Raw genomic sequence first — 16444 nt, 5'->3', positions numbered from 1 at the left:
TCCGGCAATCGATGCGCAGGTTTCCCGAAGAACTCGACCGTTGAGGCGGTCGGGCTCCGATTTGGTGTCTTTCAGGGATGGTTGCGCGGTCCTGGAACTGGCTTTCGCCAGTTGTGGTAGGGGGTCAGATCCCCCGCGCGGCCAATCGCCTGAAAGACGCCGACCGTCTCGCAGGCGAAAATTGCACGCACATTGCGGGAAATCGAAAAATGAAGGTTTTTCGCTTTGTTTTCAATAAATTAAAGCGATGTTGTTTACGCAAACTTAACAGTCTGGCGCGGGTTTAGTCCGTTTGGCAGCACAAGCCTGCCATGCAATCGCGCGGTGCAGGCCGTTGGCATCCCGCAAAACTCCCGGCTTGAAGCGGACAAGCCAAGTGCGTATGTCTGGCCGACGCCCTCGAGCCTGGGTGCCTCAATCGGGAGACGAGCCTTGTCCGCACTGACGCGCTTTCTTGGCGACTCGCCGCTCAAGGTGATCCTGAAACTGCTGGTCGTGTCTTTCCTCGTCGGCCTGGTCATGAATGCCTTCGGCTGGTCGCCGATGGATGTGCTCTACGGCATCCGGAAGTTCTTCATGGACCTGTGGAATCTCGGCTTCCACGCCATCGACCGCTTCCTCGGCTATATCCTGCTGGGCGCGGCTATCGTCGTGCCGGCCTTCATCCTGCTCAGGCTTGCCAACTACCGGAAGTAGAGCATGATCCCGAACCGCAGGTCCGCGTCAGCGAAACTTGGGAACCGGTTTTCTCGGACAAACGGAAACCGTTTGTCCCGAGATCATGCTTGAAGAACTACCGGGCGTGGCCTGCGGCGACCTCGAACAGGATGGCGTGGCGCGCGGCAAGAGCGGGCACATCGGTGGAATAGCCACCGCCGATGACGCCGCAGACCGGAACGCCCTGCGCGCGAAAATGGCTGATGACCATGTCGTCACGGGCGCGCAGGCCGTCATCCGACAGCGACAGCCTGCCAAGCCGGTCATCTGCATGGACGTCGACGCCGGCATTGTAGAACACGATGTCCCAATGCGCCTGGGCGGACAGCTCCGGCAGGATGGCGGCGAGCCTCTCGAGATAGGCAGCGTCACCCGTGCCGTCGGGCAGCGCGACATCGAGGTCGGAGGCGATCTTGCGCACTGGGTAGTTGCGGTCGCCATGCATGGAAAAGGTGAACACGCGCGGGTCATCGGCGAGAATATCCGCCGTGCCGTCGCCCTGGTGCACGTCGAGATCGACGATCAGGATGTTTCGTGCCGCGCCTTCGGCCAGCAGCACCAATGCGGCGACGGCGACATCGTTGAAGGTGCAGAAGCCCGCGCCTTGCGCGCGCCGCGCATGGTGGCTGCCGCCGGCGGTGTTGCAGGCGATACCGTGGCGCAAGGCCAGCCGCGCCGCCAGCACCGTGCCGCCGGTGGCAAGCTGCGCGCGCAGCGAGACGCGGGGTCCGATCGGAAAACCGATCTCGCGTTCGATCTTTTCGGGCACGCGGCAGTTGATGACCTGGTCGACATAGTCCGCCGCATGGGCAAGCTCCAGCCATGAAGCCGGCGCCGGTTCGGCGGTGCTGAGCGCCTCGGGGCCGGCGAGGCCGCGTGTCCGCAGCGCCTCCATCAGCAAGGGATATTTGCTCATCGGAAAGCGATGGTTGACGGCGAAGCCGGCGTCGTAGTCGGGATGATGGACGATCTGCAGAGGCATGAACTCGTATCCGGCTGGCTCACGCCAGACCGGGATTTCGGTTGGCCGTCAAGGGATAGGTGATTGCGCGGTGGCCGGAAAATGGGGCACATCGACGGTTCCATCAAGCCGCAATCAGCAAGGCAGCAATCCTTGGACAAAGGTGCAACCCCAGCCGACGCCGGATCCCCGATCCTCTCGGGATCGCCGCTTCACTCCGGATCATTTGTCGTCACCAACCGCTCCGTGCTCGCCATCGCGGTGCCGATGACGCTAGCCTATCTGACGACGCCGATGCTCGGCCTGGTCGACACGGCTGTCGTCGGCCAGTTCGGCGATGCCGCCTTGCTCGGCGGCCTGGCTGCCGGCGCACTGATCTTCGACGTCGTCTTCACCTCTTTCAATTTCCTGCGCTCGGGCACCACCGGCCTTGTCGCACAGGCATTTGGGCGTGGCGATGCCCTGGAGGAACAGGCAGTGTTCTGGCGAGCCGTGCTGATCGCGGTTATCGCCGGCATCGTGCTCGCTGCCCTTGCGCCGCTGGTCGCCATCGCCGGGCAAAAATTCATGGGCGCCGAACCGCGCGTCAGCGAGGCGATGGGCGTCTACATCAGGATCAGGCTGCTTGCAGCCCCCTTTTCGCTGATCAACTACGCCATCCTCGGCTACGTGCTGGGGCGCGGCGAGGGCGGGCTTGGACTGGTGCTGCAATTGGTGCTGAACGGCATCAACATCGCGCTGTGCTTCCTGCTTGGGCTGGAACTTGGCTGGGGCGTCGCCGGCGTTGCCTGGGCGACCGTCACCGGCGAGTTCCTGGCCATGCTGCTCGGCCTGGCCATCGTGATCCGCCGGTTTCGCGCGGCCCCGCCCTTGCCGCGCCATCGCCTGCTCGACATGACCGCCTTCCTGCGCATGCTGTCGCTCAACCGCGACATCATGATCCGTTCGTTCTCGCTGCTCGCCGCCTTTGCATTGTTCACCCGCCAGGGCGGGCAGTTCGGCACGGTGACGCTGGCCGCCAACGCCGTGCTGATGAATTTCTTCCTCGTCGCCGGCTATTTCCTCGATGGCTTTGCCACCGCCGCCGAACAGCTGGCGGGCCGTGCCGTCGGCGCACGTGCCGCCGCACCGTTCCGCCAGGCCGTGCGGCTGACGCTGTTCTGGGGTTTCGGGCTGGCGGGAGCCGCGACGCTGGTAATGCTGTCTGGTGGCGCCAATCTGGTCGCTCTCGTGACGACATCGGAGGACGTCCGTTCGGTGGCCGACATCTACCTGCCATGGGCGGCATTCACGGCGCTGAGCGGTGTGCTGGCGTTCCAGATGGATGGCGTCTTCATCGGCGCGACCTGGTCTCGCGACATGCGCAACATGATGCTGCTGTCGTTCCTGGTTTTCGCGGCCGCGCTGCTGACCCTTGCGCCCGCCTTCGGCAACACTGGACTGTGGGCGGCGCTGCACGTCTTCCTGCTGGTGCGAGGCTTCAGCCTGCTGACGATCCTGAAGCTCAGGGTGCGGACGGCGTTTTAGACGGTGCCCCGGAAGGCCCTGCGCCCTCCAGGACACCGAGCGGCTGCTTCGCGATAGGAATTTTTTCTTGACTCGGTGATCTCAGCTATGGTAGATTTTTGCCCATGGTGCTGATTTGCGCCAATGACCCGCCGCACTGGCGGGTTTTTTGTTTGATGCGCCGTCAGCCAACGCCCGGCGAAAGCTCCGAAGGAACCCGTCGACCCGAGTTCGTTGCACCATCAGCGAGCGGGCCGTCAGCCGCGACCTGCGCTCCTGAGAGCAGTTCAGAGTTGCCTGGACGCCCAGAAGTCGAGGCGGCTGTCGCGCAACTCGCAAATCGACTTCAGCCGTTCTTTTTCGACGAAACGGGCCATTCCGGAAAGAATACGGCCTGGCAGCGAAGGCCCGGCATAGATCATGCCGGTGTAGAGCTGCACCAGATCGGCACCCGCACGGATCTTGTCCAGCGCCGTATCGGCGGAATCGACGCCGCCGACGCCGACGATGGCAAGCTCCGGCCCGAGCAGGTTGCGCATCTTCGCCAGCACGATGGTCGAACGCTCGAACAGCGGCTTGCCGGAGAGCCCCCCGCTCTCGCGTGCGGTGTCGCCGCTGCGCAGTGGCGGTCGGGAGATGGTGGTGTTGGAGACGATGACGCCGTCCACCCGCTTTTCCGTGACTTCGGCGGCGATGTCCTCCAGCTCTGCCTCGACCAGATCCGGCGCGATCTTCAGGAACACCGGCGGCTGGGCGCTTGCCGCGGCGCGCGCGGCCATGACCCGCGACAAGAGCTCGCCAAGCTGCTCACGCGCCTGCATGTTGCGCAGGCCCGGCGTGTTGGGCGAGGAGATGTTGACGGTCAGATAGCTGGCGTATTGCGCAAACCGGGCGACGCCGCGCTCATAGTCGCCGATGCGGTCGCTGCTGTCCTTGTTGGCGCCGATGTTGACGCCGACGATGCCGCCACGCCCCTTGCGCGTGGCAAGGCGCTTTTCGGCCGCCGCATGGCCTTCATTGTTGAAGCCCAATCGGTTGATCACCGCATCGTCGGCCGTCAGCCGGAAAATGCGCGGCTTCGGATTGCCGGCCTGCGCCAGCGGCGTGATCGTGCCGACCTCGGCAAAGCCGAAGCCCAGGCCAAGCAGCGCGTCGGGCACTTCGGCGTTCTTGTCATAGCCGGCCGCCATGCCGAGCGGATTGGGGAAATCGAGGCCGCAGATGCTGACCGTCAGCCTGTGGTCGCGGATCGCTGGTGCACCAACCGGAACGCCGCATCGCAAGGCCGCGATCGACAGGCCATGCGCGGTTTCCGGATCGAAGGCGAACAGCAGCTTCTGGCCGAGCCGGTCGAGCACGCTCATTGCCCCTCCAGTGCCGGGAACTGGTGCACACCATCGGAGCCAAGCGGCAGTGGCCGGACCCACAGCACAGCCTTGAGGCCGAGCGGACCATAAAGATGCGGAAACAGCGCACCGCCGCGCGAGACCTCGTATCTCAGCGCAGCACCCAGGCTGGCGCCGTCGATGGCGACCAGCAGAAGGTCGGTCTGGCCGGCAAAGTGCTTTGCCGCCGTTTCCTTGACCTGCGCCGCCGTGGAGAAGTGGATGAAGCCGTCTGCGACATCAATCGGCGCGCCGGTGAAGCGGCCATGCTTTTCGGCCTCGCGCCAAAGCGCCTGCGGGGTTATCTTGTAGATAATCTGAGACATGGTTGCGCTATAGAGCAGTTCCAGGAAAAGTGTGAAACGGTTTTCCTGGGAAAAGCGCATAGCGCTCCCTTGGGAATTGCTTCAAAAGGTTCCGAACCAGCCATTCGGGAAAGGCCACGCCAAGGGTCTTCCCCATTTCCGGCGCAAACATGCGATATCTGAGGCCTTTGCCATGGAGGACAACATGCGTCTGCAGCACATCTTGATCCCCGCCGCGCTCGTTTCGCTGGTCGCGGCTTCAGCTTATTCGGAAGAAACCGACCGCTACCGGCTGGAAAAGTCGGCCACCGGCTATATCCGCATGGACACCCAGACCGGCGCCATGTCGATCTGCGACGAACGCTCCGGCCAGCTCGTCTGCAAGATGGCGGCCGACGAACGCGCCGCTTTCCAGGACGAGGTCGACCGCTTGCAGACCTCGATGAAGGCGATGGACGAGCGCGTCACCAAGCTCGAGAATTCGCTCTCCGCCCGCCTCGAATCGAAACTGCCGAGCGAAGAGGATTTCAACAAGACGATGGGCTACATGGAGCGCTTCCTGCGCGGCTTCATGGGCATCGTCAGGGATATGGACAAGGACAACGGCGCCCAGCCCAATTCGCAGAAGACCTGAGCGTTTCAACCACGGGAGGCGGCGCACTGGCTTTGCCGCTTGAAAACAGCGCGCAGCCGCTCATAATCGTCCAGTTGAACCCGAAAAGCCAAAAATCATCGGGGATTCGGGGAGGGACATTTGCCGGCAGGCCATTCTTTCGTCATCGCCGACGATCACCCGCTGTTTCGCGGTGCGCTGCGCGAAGCGCTCGCCGGCATCGGCAATGTCGCCGCCATCCATGAAGCCGGCGATTTCGAGAGCGCCAAGGCGCTGGTCGTGGCCAACGAGGACGTCGATCTGGTGCTGCTCGACCTGTCGATGCCGGGCGCCAGCGGCCTCTCCGGCCTGATCTCGCTGCGTGGCATTCATCCGGCGGTGCCGCTGGTCGTGGTGTCGGCGCATGACGATCCGGCGACCATCAGGCGGGCGCTCGACCTCGGCGCTTCCGGCTTCATCTCCAAATCGGCCAGCATGGAAGAAATCCGCAGCGCCGTGCAATCGGTGCTTGCCGGCGATATTGCAGCACCCGTCGGCGTCGATCTCGGCACCGAGCGCGACCCTGAAATATCCGACCTGATCAAGCGGCTGCAGGCGTTGACGCCGCAGCAGACCCGGGTGCTCGGCATGCTGGCCGAGGGCCTGCTCAACAAGCAGATCGCCTATGAACTCGGCGTCTCCGAGGCCACCATCAAGGCGCATGTCTCCGCCATCCTGCAGAAGCTCGGCGTCGACAGCCGCACCCAGGCGGTGATCCTGCTGTCCAAGATCGGCAGCGACCCGCTGCAGCCGGCGGGTTAGACCCTATTCCGCCGCCGGCGCCAGCGGCCTGACCCTGGCCATCATCGAGCGCAGTACCGCTGGTTTGAGCGGTTTGTTGATCACCGCAATCTCGAGCCCGCCGGCGGCCGTGCGCACCTCGTTGGAGCGGTCGGCGGTGACCAGCACGGCCGGCAGGGTGTCGCCATGGATCGCACGCAGCCTGACGACGAGTTCGAGACCGGTTTCGCCGTCGAGATGGTAGTCGGCAAGGACGATGTCCGGGCGGTGTATCTTCGCGGTCTCCAGATCCTTTGAACCGGACGCGGTGTCGACGTTGCAACCCCAGCCTTCGAGCAGGAGCCGCATGCCTTCGAGGATGCGGGCGTCGTTGTCGATGCACAGCACGTGCAGACCGGCCAGCGAGGCCGTCGCGCGGGCGGGAGCCCTGGCTTCGATCTCGCGTCGTGCCTGCACGGCCGCGACGGGCAGGATAACGGAGAATCGCGTGCCCTTGCCCGGACTGGAAAAGATGCGGATCTCCAGGCGCAACACCCGGGCGATGCGGTCGACGATGGAGAGGCCGAGACCGAGGCCCTCGGCCTCGCGCGCGCCCTCGTCGAGCCGGGTGAATTCGCGAAAGACGGTGTTCAGCTTGTCGCCGGCGATGCCGATGCCGGTGTCGATCACCTGGATCTCGGCCAATTCGCCGCGCCGCCTGACGCCAACCAGGACGCGGCCGTGGCGCGTGTATTTGATGGCGTTGGAGACGAGATTCTGGATCAGGCGGCGCAGCAAATTGCGGTCCGTCGTCACCGTCAACGATGACGGCATGATGGTCAGCTCGAGCTTCTTTTCGGCGGCCAGCGGCCGGAAGTCGTTGCCGATCTGGCGCAGCAATCCGTCGAGGTTGAAGGCGGTGTCATCCGGCTTCATCGCGCCGGCATCGAGGCGGGAGATGTCGAGCACGGCGCCGAGAATGGTCTCGACGGATTCCAGCGAGGATTCGATGTTCACGGCCGCCTTGCCGGCAGGCCCCTTGCCGGCCTTCTCGATCAGCGAGGAGCAATAGAGCCGGGCGGCGTTCAGCGGCTGCAGGATGTCGTGGCCGGCGGCGGCGAGGAAGCGCGTCTTGCCGAGATTGGCCTCCTCGGCCAGCATCTGTGCCTGCGCCAGTTCCTCATTGACCCGGGTCAGCTCGATGGTGCGCGTCTTGACGCGCTGCTCCAGCGATTCATTGGCACGCTTCAGTGCCAGGTCCTGCTCGACGCGCCCGGAAATGTCGGCATAGGTGGCGACGATGCCGCCGTCCGGCATCGGGTTGGAACGCAGTTCCAGGATGCGGCCCGAGGTTTTCAGCTCCATCTGCCACGGGCTGACGAAGCTGGTCAGCCGGTTGAGCATGGCCACACGCTGATCGGCGGGAATGTCGCCGCGCTCGGCGAGATGGCGCAGGATGCGGTCGAGCGAGACGCCGACCTGGCCCATCTCGTCGGGCAGGTCGAACAGCGCCCGGTACTGGCGGTTCCAGCAGATCAGGCGGAAATCGCGATCGAAGACGGTGATGCCCTGTTCCATCTGGTCGAGCGCGATCTGCAAGAGGTCGCGGTTGTGCTGCAGCGCCTCGGTGGCGTCGTCGAGCAAGCGGAAGGCATCTCGGGATTCGCGGTCGTGGCGCCGAAACAGCAGCGACAGGATCAGCCGTGCCGAGGAGGAGCCGACGGCGCTGGCCAGCAGCTGCTCGGAAAAGCGGATGACGTCCATGCTCGCCTGTTCGTTGCCGTGCAGCGAGGTTCCGTTGGTCTTTTCGAACGACTGGAAAGAGCGCTCGGTGCGCTCGACGCCGAGATAGCGCCCGATCGTGTCCTTCAGGTCGTTGACGGTGATGGCGGTGCGGAAACGGCGCAGGCTGGGCATCGGGCCGGCATCGCGCGGCACGAAGATCGACGCCTGGATGCGTTCCAGCGGCACCGACGCGCGCGACAGCGAGCCAAGCACGAAAAACACCGCATTGATCGACAGGCTCCACAACACGCCGTGGTTCAGCGGTTCGGCGACGGTGCCGAACAGGGCCTGCGGCCGCAGCGCCTCGAAGCCGAACAGCCCGTGCACGATGATGCCGGTATCGGCCGCGGCAAGCGACGGCAGGAGCAGTGTGTAGCCCCAGACGAGGATGCCGGCGACCATGCCGAGTGCCGCACCCCGGCCGTTGGCGCCGCGCCAGATCAGCCCGCCGATCAGGGCGGGGGCGAACTGGGCGATGGCCGCGAACGACATCAGGCCGATCGACGACAGGCGCGCGCTGTTGGTGCTCTCGCGGTAGTAGAGGAAGGCGATGAACAACAGGATGAAGATCGCCCCGCGCCGCACATTGAGGATCAGCGTCGACCAATCCTCGGTCTCGGAGGTCGAGGTCTTGAGCAGGCGGCGCACGAACAGCGGAATGACGAGATCGTTGGAGATCATGATCGACAGCGCCACGCTTTCGACGATCACCATCGCCGTCGCCGCCGACAGGCCGCCGATGAAAGCCGCCATCGCCAGCACATCATGGCCGCTGAACAGGGGCAGCGACAGCACATAGAGATCGCTGCTGGTTCCGGCGCCGACCAGCGACAGGCCGGTGAAGGCGATCGGCAGCACGAACAGGTTGATCGCCACGAGGTAGAGCGGGAACACCCATGTCGCGGTGCGCAGTTCGGCCTCGCCGCGGTTTTCGACGATGGTGACGTAGAACTGCCGCGGCAGCATGATGATGGCAAAGCCGCTGAGGCACGTCAGCACCAGCCAGGTGGCGAGCGAGGTGTTGTAGCTCATCGCCTGCCGGACCTGCGCGTTCTCGGCGAGCTTGTCGAACATGTCGCCCGGGCCGCCGAAGATCAGGAAGGTGACCATCAGGCCGATCGCCAGGAAGGCGGCGAGCTTGACGACGGTTTCGACCGCCACCGCCAGCACCAGCCCGTCCTGGTGTTCGGTGGCGTCGGCGTGACGGGTTCCAAACAGCACCGCGAACAGCGCCAACAGCATGGCGACGACCAGCGAGATGTCGCTGACGAAGGGATCGAACGAAGGCGGCGATCCCGTATAGTGCTCGACCATCAGGCTGACCGAACCGGAGATCGCCTTCAACTGCAGCGCGATATAGGGCACCGCGCCGATGGTGGCGATCAGCGTGGCGATCGCCGCGACGGTGAAACTCTTGCCGTAACGTGCGCCGAGGAAATCCGCGATCGAGGTGATCTTCTCGGTCTTGGCCAGCCGCACGATGCGGTTGAGCAGCGGGAAGCCGAACACGAAGACGAGCACCGGGCCCGTATAGATGCCGAGGAATTCGAGGCCGCGTTCGGAAGAGAGGCCGACCGAGCCGAAGAAAGTCCAGGATGTGCAGTAGATCGCGAGGCTGAGCGCATAGATGAAAGGCCGCCCCCGGCTCGGCTCGGAGATGGCCGAGCGGCGGTCGCCGAGGCTGGCGATGGCAAACAGCAGCGTCACATAGGCGACCGCGATGATGACGATGAACAAGCCCTGCACGCTTGGACTTTCCTCCTCTGCCGTCTTTCTATCCGGCTTGCCCGGACGCAACCACAGCTTGGCGTCCGAGTCCATTGCAGAGCTGTGCAGGACGGCTATCAGGGCGGCGCGTCGGTGTCGTTATGGTGAAGATCGCCGCTGAGCGCCGTGGAAAATACGGCCAATGACGACCTCCTCCAAACCCATGCGATAGAGGATGATGTGCTTGCCGTGGACGAACTGATGGGTCCTGCCTTCATAGAGCCGGCCCATACTCGGATAGTCGCCGAGCAACTCAAACACCGCGTCGAGTTCGCGCAGGTACTTTTCGGCCTGAGTGTGGCCGAAGTTTTCGAAGGTGTGTCGGTAAATGTCTTTCAGATCGCGTTCGGCGCGATGCGTTATCCTATGGCGCATGCGGGAGTTCGGCACGCCCTTCCCGAATAATGTCGTCGATCGACTTTTCGCTGACCGGGCTCTCAAAACCTTCGTTGATCGCCGCCTGAATCGCTTTCCGCTTCTCGTCGGGCGAAAGCGCGTCAAACCAAGCGCGCTGCTCCTTTGTTGGAGCCGCCCACGGATAAACATCAATGCTGATGGTTTCGAGCATGTTCATGAGAACATTATAGGCGAAAACGCCTATAATTTCCAGAAATTCAATGCTGGCTTTGCCGTGCCGTCAATGCGGGAAACCTTGCAAAGAGCGATTGATCGCTCGCGTCAACAACCAGGGGCCCATGCCGTGCTCGGCGGCAATCTGGTCCAGCGTGGTCGTTTTGCAGTGATTCGGCGGCATCTGTGTCGATTTGCATCGCGGGGATATGAAATTTCACGCCCTTGTACGCAACGCGTCAAATTCGGCAGAGCTGCCGCCAAAAGTGCCGTAAGGTAAGGAGAAAGCGGTTGTTTTCTCCCTTTTACCCATGTTGCGTCAGGAGGTTTTTGTTATGTTGCCTCAGGTCGATGCCGCAAGGACGGAAACGGCAGCTCGGCCAGTCACGACAAGGAGGGTCGAATGCTGAAAGAATTCCAGGAATTTATTTCCAAGGGCAATGTGATGGACCTTGCGGTCGGCGTCATCATCGGCGCGGCCTTCGGCAAGATCGTCGATTCCCTTGTTAACGATATCATCATGCCGATCGTCGGCGCGATTTTCGGCGGCTTGGACTTCAACAATTATTTCCTTGGCCTCTCCTCGGCCGTCAACGCCACCTCGCTGGCCGACGCCAAGAAGCAAGGCGCGGTCTTTGCCTACGGCAGCTTCATCACTGTCGCGTTGAACTTCCTCATCCTCGCTTTCATCATTTTCCTGATGGTCAAGGCGGTGAACAACATGCGCAAGCGGCTTGAGCGCGAGAAGCCCGCTGCACCGGCGGCTCCGCCGCCCGCCGACGTCGCGCTGCTCACCGAAATTCGCGATCTGCTCGCCAGGCGCTGACCACGGGCAGCATTGCTGGACCAAAACCCCGGTCGTTGGCGGCCGGGGTTTTCTGTTTTCGCATCTGGTAAGGACCGCTGACGAAAACCGCAGACCAAAAACGGATCCGCCCATGACCCTGATCGACAGCTTGCGCACCGAGGCCCGTGCGGCACCCGAAAGTGGCATTGTCGCCGTCGTCAATTACGGCCGCCTGCGCGAAGGCATGATTCCGCTCTGGGCCGGCGAGGGCGACCTGCCGACGCCAGCCTTCATCACCGATGCCGCGTCGAAGGCGCTGGCCGGCGGCGAGACATTCTACACCTGGCAAAGGGGCATCCCCGATCTCAGGCAGGCACTCTCCCGCTACTATGCCAGGCATTTCGGCAAGAATTTCCCGGAGGAAGAATTCATCGTCACCGGCTCCGGCATGCATGCCATCCAGCTGGCGCTCGACGCGCTCGCCGGCGCCGGCGACGAGGTGGTCTACCTGTCGCCGGCCTGGCCGAATTTCGATGCCGCAGCAGGGATAGCGGGAGCCGTTCCAGTCGCGGTCACGCTCGATCATTCCGGCAATGGCTGGTCCTGCGACGTCGAGAAGATCGCCGCTTCGATCACGCCGCGCACAAAGGCGCTGTTCATCAACACGCCGTCGAATCCGACCGGCTGGACCGCCGATCACGAGACCTTGCAGGCGATCCTCGCTCTGGCGCGCGCGAAAAACCTCTGGATCATCGCCGACGAGATCTATTCACTGTTCCACTATGGCCACGGCCGCGCGCCGTCCTTCCTCGACATAGCGTCGGCGGAAGACCGTATCCTGTACGTCAACTCCTTTTCCAAGAACTGGGCGATGACCGGCTGGCGCGTCGGCTGGATCAAGACGCATCCGAGCTTGCAGCAGGTGTTCGAGAACCTGATCCAGTATTCGAGCTCCGGCGTCGCCCAGTTCATGCAGCGCGGTGCGGTCGCCGCCCTTGACGAGGGCGACGCCTTCGTTGCCGAACAGGTGGAGCGGGCGCGCAAGGCGCGCGACCTTGTCTGCGGCATCCTCGGCGCCACCGGCCGCGCTGGGTTTACGGTGCCGCAGGGCGCGTTCTATCTGTTTTTCACCGTCGAGGGCATCACCGATTCACGCACCGCTGCCTTCGACATCGTTGACAAGGCCAATGTCGGCCTGGCGCCAGGCACCGCTTTCGGCCCCGGCGGCGAGGCGTTTTTGCGGCTGTGCTTCCACCGCCGTCTCGACCAGATCGAGGAAGCGGCACACCGGCTGGCGAAGTGGATGAAGAACGCCTGAGCCGCTGACGAAGCCCGAATTGAAATCGCTCCGGCGAGCCAGATGGCCGCCGGAGTAGAGTTCCAAACGGCATCAGCCGCCTGACTTGGGCACCAGCAATGGAATGATGCGGTCGCTCTTGGCCACCGAAGGCCGACCTGCCGAACCATAGGGGATGCCGAGCGCATCCCAGGTCTCGACCAGCGCATCCTGCAATTCGGCGATCAGCGCATCGGAATGGAACGGCGTCGGCGTGATGCGCAGCCGCTCGGTCCCGCGCGGCACGGTCGGGTAGTTGATCGGCTGGATGTAGATGCCGTGCACGCCGAGCAGGCGGTCGCTGGCCATCTTGCAGGCCTCGGGATCGCCGACCAGCAGCGGCACGATGTGCGTCGGCGAATCCATCACCGGCAGGCCGGCGGCCGACAGGATGTGTTTGGTTCGGCTCGCCTGCTGCTGCTGGGCGTCACGCTCGGCCTGCGAGCGCTTGAGATGGCGGATCGACGCGGTCGCGGCGGCAGCGATCGCCGGCGGCAGTGCCGTGGTGAAGATGAAGCCGGGGGCATAGGAGCGCACGGCGTCGATCACAGCGCTGGTGCCGGTGATGTAGCCGCCCAGCGTGCCGAATGCCTTGGCCAGCGTGCCTTCGATGATGTCGATGCGGTCGGCCAGGCCTTCGCGCTCGGTGATGCCGCCGCCGCGCGGCCCGTACATACCGACGGCATGGACCTCGTCGATATAGGTCATGGCGTTGTAGCGCTCGGCGAGTTCGACGATCTCTTTGATCGGCGCGATGTCGCCATCCATCGAATAGACGCTTTCGAAGACGATCAGCTTGGCGCGTTCGCGCCCCGCCGCCTGCAAAAGGCTTTCCAGATGCGCCACGTCATTGTGGCGGAAGATCTTCTTTTCGGCGCCGGAACGCCGCACGCCTTCGATCATCGAGGCGTGGTTCAATTCGTCCGAGATGATCAGGCAGTTGGGCAAAAGCTTCGCGATGGTCGAGATCGAGGCTTCGTTGGAGACGAAACCGGAGGTGAAGACCAGTGCCGCTTCCTTGTCGTGCAGGTCGGCAAGCTCCACCTCGAGCTCGACCAGCGGGTTCGAGGTGCCGGAAATGTTGCGGGTGCCGCCGGCGCCCGAACCCATCTTGCCAGCGGTATTCTGGAACGCGGCGATGACGTCGGGATGCTGGCCCATGCCGAGATAGTCGTTGGAGCACCAGACGGTGATTTCCTCGGCACGGCCATTGGAACGCCAGATGGCGCGCGGGAACTTGCCCGCGATCCGCTCGAGGTCGGCGAAAACGCGGTAGCGACGCTCGGCATGGAGCTGGTCGATCGCTTCCTCGAAGAACCGCTGATAGTTCATGTCGACTTCCCAATTTTTGCGCGGGATCATAATCATTGGCCTGTTGGTCGTCCACCTGGCCTTTTTGGTCAAAATGCCACGCCCCGGACCTGTTCCTAACGACCGCGGATCGTGGCCTATTCCCTTGATGTGGATGAACTTTGTTTCAGGACAATGCCACTGGCCGGCAATGCCGGTTACCAGGGGTTCCAATGGCCATGCGGCGGGCTTTCCAGTAGAGCGGGGTTGAGACAGTTTCCGATAAATCTTGGATAAGCGAGGACGCGGATGACAGTTTTGGTGACAGGCGGCGCCGGTTACATCGGCAGCCATATGGTCTGGGAGCTGCTGGATGCCGGCGAAAGCGTGGTCGTTCTCGACCGTCTTTCCACCGGTTTCGAATGGGCGGTGGCGCCGGAGGCCAAGCTGGTCGTCGGCGATGTCGCCGACAAGGAATTGGTCGGCGCGGTCATCAGGGAGAACAAGGTCGACGCGATCATTCATTTCGCCGGCTCGATCGTGGTTCCGGAATCGGTCGCCGACCCGCTCAGCTATTATGAGAACAACACCTCGAAGACGCGCACGCTGATCGAAACCGCGGTGCGCGAAGGCGTGCCCAATTTCATCTTTTCCTCGACCGCCGCAGTCTATGGCGGCGCCGGGCTGGAGCCGGTGCGCGAGGACGCCCGCCTGGCGCCGGAATCGCCCTATGGCCTGTCCAAGCTGATGAGTGAGTGGATGCTGCGCGACGCATCGATCGCGCATGGCCTGCGCTATACCGCGCTGCGCTACTTCAACGTCGCCGGCGCCGACCCGAAGGGCCGCACCGGCCAGTCGACGCCGGGCGCAACCCATCTGATCAAGGTCGCCTGCGAGACGGCACTCGGCAAGCGGCCGTTCATGCAGGTGTTCGGCACCGATTATCCGACGCCGGACGGCACCTGCATGCGCGACTACATCCATGTCAGCGACCTGGCGGCGGCGCATCGCCTGGCCCTGCAGCGGCTGCGTGGCGGGGGACAAAGCCTCGTCGCCAATTGCGGCTACAGCCATGGCTATTCGGTGCTGGAGGTCATCGACAGCGTGCGCCGTGCCTTTGGCCGTGATTTCGAGGTGAAGATGGGCGACCGTCGCCCTGGCGATGCCGCGGCGGTGGTTGCCAATTCGGATCTCGCCCGCGCCGAGCTCGGCTGGACCCCGCAACGCGACGATCTCGACCAGATCGTCGCCGACGCGCTCGCCTGGGAGCGCATCCTGACCGGCAAGAACTCCGCGCGCGGCTGAGCCGGGTTCTCCCAAGGGCTCGCAAGGCGGGCAGCGAAGCGCTATTGAAGGCGTTCGCGGCAAGGCGCGGAGGCGCGGCGCCGCGAGGAGATCTTGGGGGAATGGCATGAAAATAACGGTGCTCGGGGCCGGTGTCGTCGGTACGGCGGCCGCCTATTATCTGGCCAGCGACGGCCATGAGGTGACGGTGATCGAGCGCCATCCGGCGGCGGCACAAGGCACCAGCCAGTCCAATGCCGGCCTGGTGTCACCGGGTGACGCCACCGCCTGGGCCTCGCCGGCGGCTTTGAAGACTTTCCTGCGCGGGCTCTACAACCATGATCTCGGCATCAAGGTCAGGCTGCGCCTTGATCCCTATTTCCTCGCCTGGAGCCTGCGTTTCCTGCGCCAGTGCACGGTGGCGCGCCTGCGCGCCAACACCGACATCAAGCTCAGGCTCGCGCTCTATTCGCGCGACTGCATCAATGCGCTTTCGGAAGCGACCGGCATCCATTACGACGAGCGCAAGAAGGGCATTCTCTATTTCTTCCGCTCGCAAAAGAGCCTCGACACCGGCACCGACAATTACCGTTATCTTGCCAGGCACGGCCTGCCGATCGAAATCGTCGGCCGCGACCGGCTGGTCGAGCTGGAACCGGGCCTTGCCGGCGTCAAGGACAAGATTGCCGGCGGCGTCTATTCGCCAACCGACCAGACCGGAGATTCCAAGCAGTTTGTCGACAGGCTGGCCGCCTATGCGGCCGAGAAGCTCGGCGTCGAATTCCTGTTCGGCACGACAGTCGAAGGCCTCGACATCGAGGGCGACCGGGTGCGCGCGGTGATGACTTCGGCCGGCCCGGTCGCCGGCGATGCGGTTGTCATCTCGATGGGGCCGGAAAGCGGCCTGCTCGGGCGCCGTTACGGCATCGACCTGCCTGTCTATCCGGTAAAAGGCTATACCGCGACGATTCCCCTGGAGGACGAAAGCAAGGGACCGACCATGGGCGGCGCCGACGAGGACCGGCTGATCGGCTATTCAAGGCTGGGCAACCGCTTGCGGATGTCCTCGACGGCCGAATTCACCGGCTTCGACCGCACTTTCAAGCCCGCCGATTTCAAGACGATCATCAGCACCGGCAAGGATCTTTTCCCGGGTGCCTTCGACGAGAAGAAGGCTGTGTTCTGGGCGGGTCTGCGCCCGATGATGCCGAACTCGGTGCCGGTCATCGGCCAGGCGCGCTACAAGAATCTCTATCTCGACACCGGCCACGGCCATGTCGGCTGGACGATGGCCTGCGGTTCGGGAAAATTCCTCGCCGACCTCGTTTCGGGCCGCAAGCCGGAGATCGACCCGCAGGGGCTGGTTTACGGGGGCTAGG

The 16444-nt window shown here is 63.7% G+C and carries 15 protein-coding genes; 8 read left to right on the top strand and 7 right to left on the bottom strand.

Annotated features, from left to right (window positions below):
- Positions 1-432 precede the first annotated feature (432 nt).
- Entirely contained in the window at positions 433-696 is a 264-nt protein-coding gene (locus tag MESCI_RS29765; RefSeq protein ID WP_013533620.1) for a DUF6460 domain-containing protein, read from the top strand.
- A 97-nt stretch (positions 697-793) separates the two neighbouring features.
- On the opposite strand, the gene MESCI_RS29760 is transcribed toward MESCI_RS29765, so the two are convergent.
- Positions 794-1699, bottom strand: coding sequence for a histone deacetylase family protein (locus MESCI_RS29760; RefSeq protein ID WP_013533619.1), 906 nt, complete (start codon positions 1697-1699; stop codon positions 794-796).
- A 132-nt stretch (positions 1700-1831) separates the two neighbouring features.
- Between MESCI_RS29760 and MESCI_RS29755 the strand changes: the two genes are divergently transcribed.
- Positions 1832-3205, top strand: a complete 1374-nt coding sequence (locus MESCI_RS29755; protein ID WP_013533618.1) for an MATE family efflux transporter — start codon at positions 1832-1834, stop codon at positions 3203-3205.
- A 266-nt stretch (positions 3206-3471) separates the two neighbouring features.
- Here MESCI_RS29755 and MESCI_RS29750 read toward each other — a convergent pair whose 3' ends face one another.
- Both MESCI_RS29750 and MESCI_RS29745 read right to left on the bottom strand, forming a co-directional pair.
- The gene (locus tag MESCI_RS29750) at positions 3472-4548 is read right to left on the bottom strand and encodes a quinone-dependent dihydroorotate dehydrogenase (RefSeq protein WP_013533617.1); all 1077 of its coding nucleotides are present in this window, start codon (positions 4546-4548) and stop codon (positions 3472-3474) included.
- Positions 4545-4895: a DUF952 domain-containing protein gene (locus MESCI_RS29745; protein ID WP_164919984.1), complete on the bottom strand. Its 351-nt coding sequence runs from the start codon at positions 4893-4895 to the stop codon at positions 4545-4547. The genes MESCI_RS29750 and MESCI_RS29745 overlap by 4 nt, the downstream gene beginning before the upstream one ends.
- Before the next feature lie 184 nt (positions 4896-5079).
- On the opposite strand from MESCI_RS29745, the gene MESCI_RS29740 reads away from it, so the two are divergent.
- Complete coding sequence (locus MESCI_RS29740; protein ID WP_013533615.1) at positions 5080-5508, top strand: hypothetical protein; 429 nt, start codon at positions 5080-5082, stop codon at positions 5506-5508.
- 120 nt (positions 5509-5628) lie between these two features.
- Positions 5629-6288, top strand: a complete 660-nt coding sequence (locus MESCI_RS29735) for a response regulator transcription factor (RefSeq protein WP_013533614.1) — start codon at positions 5629-5631, stop codon at positions 6286-6288.
- Positions 6289-6291: 3 nt separating this feature from the next.
- Here the strand turns inward: MESCI_RS29735 and MESCI_RS29730 are convergent, their stop codons facing one another.
- The 3 genes from MESCI_RS29730 to MESCI_RS29720 form a co-directional block, all read right to left on the bottom strand.
- Positions 6292-9777 (bottom strand): PAS domain-containing hybrid sensor histidine kinase/response regulator, encoded by a 3486-nt coding sequence (locus MESCI_RS29730; RefSeq protein WP_164919983.1) that lies wholly within the window; start codon positions 9775-9777, stop codon positions 6292-6294.
- Between the two features lie 120 nt (positions 9778-9897).
- A complete protein-coding gene (locus MESCI_RS29725; protein WP_013533612.1) occupies positions 9898-10173 on the bottom strand; it encodes a type II toxin-antitoxin system RelE/ParE family toxin in 276 nt (91 codons plus the stop codon).
- Positions 10163-10372, bottom strand: coding sequence for a hypothetical protein (locus tag MESCI_RS29720; protein ID WP_013533611.1), 210 nt, complete (start codon positions 10370-10372; stop codon positions 10163-10165). Before MESCI_RS29720 ends, MESCI_RS29725 begins: the two co-directional genes overlap by 11 nt.
- A gap of 399 nt (positions 10373-10771) precedes the next feature.
- On the opposite strand from MESCI_RS29720, the gene mscL reads away from it, so the two are divergent.
- Positions 10772-11194 (top strand): large conductance mechanosensitive channel protein MscL, encoded by a 423-nt coding sequence (mscL, locus tag MESCI_RS29715; protein ID WP_013533610.1) that lies wholly within the window; start codon positions 10772-10774, stop codon positions 11192-11194.
- 112 nt (positions 11195-11306) lie between these two features.
- Entirely contained in the window at positions 11307-12473 is a 1167-nt protein-coding gene (locus tag MESCI_RS29710) for a pyridoxal phosphate-dependent aminotransferase (RefSeq protein ID WP_013533609.1), read from the top strand.
- A 72-nt stretch (positions 12474-12545) separates the two neighbouring features.
- Here MESCI_RS29710 and hemA read toward each other — a convergent pair whose 3' ends face one another.
- Positions 12546-13823: a 5-aminolevulinate synthase gene (gene hemA / locus MESCI_RS29705; protein WP_013533608.1), complete on the bottom strand. Its 1278-nt coding sequence runs from the start codon at positions 13821-13823 to the stop codon at positions 12546-12548.
- 267 nt (positions 13824-14090) lie between these two features.
- Here hemA and galE point away from each other — a divergent pair, with 267 nt between their 5' ends.
- Both galE and MESCI_RS29695 read left to right on the top strand, forming a co-directional pair.
- A complete protein-coding gene (galE, locus tag MESCI_RS29700; protein ID WP_013533607.1) occupies positions 14091-15086 on the top strand; it encodes a UDP-glucose 4-epimerase GalE in 996 nt (331 codons plus the stop codon).
- A gap of 106 nt (positions 15087-15192) precedes the next feature.
- Positions 15193-16443 (top strand): D-amino acid dehydrogenase, encoded by a 1251-nt coding sequence (locus MESCI_RS29695; protein ID WP_013533606.1) that lies wholly within the window; start codon positions 15193-15195, stop codon positions 16441-16443.
- Position 16444 lies beyond the last annotated feature (1 nt).

It is taken from the genome of Mesorhizobium ciceri biovar biserrulae WSM1271, assembly GCF_000185905.1.
Lineage (GTDB): Bacteria > Pseudomonadota > Alphaproteobacteria > Rhizobiales > Rhizobiaceae > Mesorhizobium > Mesorhizobium ciceri.
Note: the sequence above shows the minus strand (reverse complement) of the source record. Positions and strands in the feature narration are given on the sequence as shown.